Raw genomic sequence first — 2,148 nt, 5'->3', positions numbered from 1 at the left:
GCTCCAATACGGCGCCGGCATCAAATACCGCGTGACGCCTCGCTTCACCATGCGCATGGACTGGCGCGAGACCTGGTCCCGCAACCCTCGCATCATCCGCGACTCCTACGAAAGCTTTGTTCCCGATACCCTTCCGGACGACTACGAAGTCCTCGTCCTCAACGGCCCACCCGACAGCATGTTCTTCCAACAGCGCGCCACCATGGGCTTCGCCTTCACGTTTTGATGTCTCTAAGCGTTGGTGTCGTCAGGGTGTGCGCAGGATTCTGACGGTACCCATGCCGTACGTCTTCAACTTTTAACTTTCAACTTCTTCTTGTGCCATGATCTTCTTCGCGATCTTCGCCACCAGCTTCCTCGGCGCAAACCGAACCCCAAAGACCATCCACCTGTTCATCCGGCCCGCGATTACAAGCCTCTGTCCGCGCATCATGCCGGCATAGCCGATCTCAGCGACCTCCTTCGCGGCCATGGCGCCGCTGCGGAAGGCAATCGTCTTCGTCATGCCCGCTGCCTCCGCAAACTCCGTCTTCGTTGTTCCCGGACATAACGCAGTAACCGTGACACCGGTCCCCGACAGTTCCTCCGCCAAGGCCTCACTGAAGCTCGTCACAAATGCTTTCGTCGCTGCATACACGGTGGCGAATGGAGTCGGCGTGAAGCCTACGACTGAACTCACATTCAGGATGCGTCCATGCCCTTGCGCCATCATGCAGGGTGCGATCATCCGCGTCAGCTCCATCAGTGCCACGATATTGACCTGCACGATCGCGTGCAGTCGATCGACCGGAACTTGTGTCACCGGTCCGTGGTGACTGAAGCCGGCATTGTTCACCAGGACATCGATCTCAGCTTCACGTGCCGTGAGCTCTGCTTTGATCTGCGCGGCCGCTCCCGGCTGCGAAAGATCGATCGCCAATATCTGTGTCACAGCGCCGTGCTTCTGTGCCAGCATCTCCGCTAGTTGCTGGAGCCGCTCTTCCCGCCGTGCTACCAGCACCAGGTCGTAGCCGTTCGCGGCCAGTACCTGTGCCAGCTCCCATCCAATGCCGCTGCTTGCACCGGTCACCAGCGCCAACGGCCTCTTTTGTTCGTTTGCAGACATCGCTCCCCCTCAGGCTCCAACCTTCGGTAAGCTCCATCCCCGCCACACGCTCAACATGCGCAGAACGAAGCAGGAGATGCCGCCGGCCAGTGCCGCCAGGCTGGGATGCAGTCGCAGCGCCCGCACCGAAATCACCATCACCGCTGCACCCAGCAGCGCCGCCGAGGCATAGATGTCAGTCCGAAGTACTCCCGGGACTGTGTTCAGAAAGATGTCGCGGATCGTTCCCCCGCCACAGCCGGTAATTGTGCCCAGCAACACCGCCATCATCGGATGCATGCCGAATTCCAGCGCTTTGGTCGCGCCTGCGATGGCAAACAGCGAGAGCCCGGCTGCATCCAAAGCTGTAGTCAGGACCGAGCTCGCTTGCTGCGCGATTGTTCCATGAAAGACAAATGCCAGCATGCCGCCGGTAAAGGCGATGGCTCCATATCGCCAGTCTTTGATCGATGCGGGCGGCGTAGCCCCGATCAGCAGGTCGCGGACGATGCCGCCACCAACAGCAGTAGTAAAGGCCAGCACCAAAATGCCGAAAAGGTCCATAGCAGCGCGAATACCCGCCAAGGCGCCCTCCATGGCAAACAAGAGCGTACCGGCGAAGTCAGCGGTCAACAACACGAGGTCAAGGCCACGGCGTAGTTTGGGTGTATCCATCTCTCTTCCCCCAAAGGTAACGGTACCTTGGGCACGTACACGCGTAAATTGCTATCAAGTTCCCCAAACGAAGGCCGATGAGCGGATTGAGCCATCATCATGACCATTTTCGTCTTCGCCTACTTCGCTCTGAATACGCTGCTCGCTCTGGGCATGCACGCCACCACGATGCGCTCCACGCTGGAGCGCCCACGCGTTCTTGAGTTTCTTGCCTTCTTCGTCTTCTTTCTTATCGCCGGTCTGCCGCTGATGCTCGGCGCCATCGTCATCGGCGCAATCAGCTACAAGCGCGCCGGCCGCCGCCCGTCCATGCCATCCGGCATTCCGCAGCTCCGCGTCGTCCGCTAGCAGCTCTTCACACGCTGAAGGCGGAAATGATCTTCGTTGCC

General features: G+C 59.7%; 4 protein-coding genes. 2 read left to right on the top strand and 2 right to left on the bottom strand.

What is annotated here, in order from left to right; genetic code table 11:
• Positions 1-226, top strand: a 226-nt coding sequence (locus AB4043_RS23305) for a hypothetical protein (protein ID WP_442308236.1), incomplete at its 5' end; no start/stop codon positions are given.
• Positions 227-298: 72 nt separating this feature from the next.
• Here the strand turns inward: AB4043_RS23305 and AB4043_RS23300 are convergent.
• Together AB4043_RS23300 and AB4043_RS23295 are read right to left on the bottom strand one after the other, a co-directional pair.
• Positions 299-1,105 carry an SDR family NAD(P)-dependent oxidoreductase gene (locus AB4043_RS23300; protein WP_442302513.1) on the bottom strand — a complete coding sequence of 269 codons (807 nt, stop codon included), beginning with the start codon at positions 1,103-1,105 and terminating at the stop codon, positions 299-301.
• 9 nt (positions 1,106-1,114) lie between these two features.
• Complete coding sequence (locus tag AB4043_RS23295) at positions 1,115-1,759, bottom strand: trimeric intracellular cation channel family protein (RefSeq protein WP_442302514.1); 645 nt, start codon at positions 1,757-1,759, stop codon at positions 1,115-1,117.
• A 99-nt stretch (positions 1,760-1,858) separates the two neighbouring features.
• Between AB4043_RS23295 and AB4043_RS23290 the strand changes: the two genes are divergently transcribed.
• Positions 1,859-2,107 carry a hypothetical protein gene (locus tag AB4043_RS23290; protein ID WP_442302515.1) on the top strand — a complete coding sequence of 83 codons (249 nt, stop codon included), beginning with the start codon at positions 1,859-1,861 and terminating at the stop codon, positions 2,105-2,107.
• The last annotated feature ends 41 nt before the right edge of the window (positions 2,108-2,148 follow it).

Source organism: Terriglobus sp. YAF25 (assembly GCF_052113305.1).
Lineage (GTDB): Bacteria > Acidobacteriota > Terriglobia > Terriglobales > Acidobacteriaceae > Terriglobus.
Note: the sequence above shows the minus strand (reverse complement) of the source record. Positions and strands in the feature narration are given on the sequence as shown.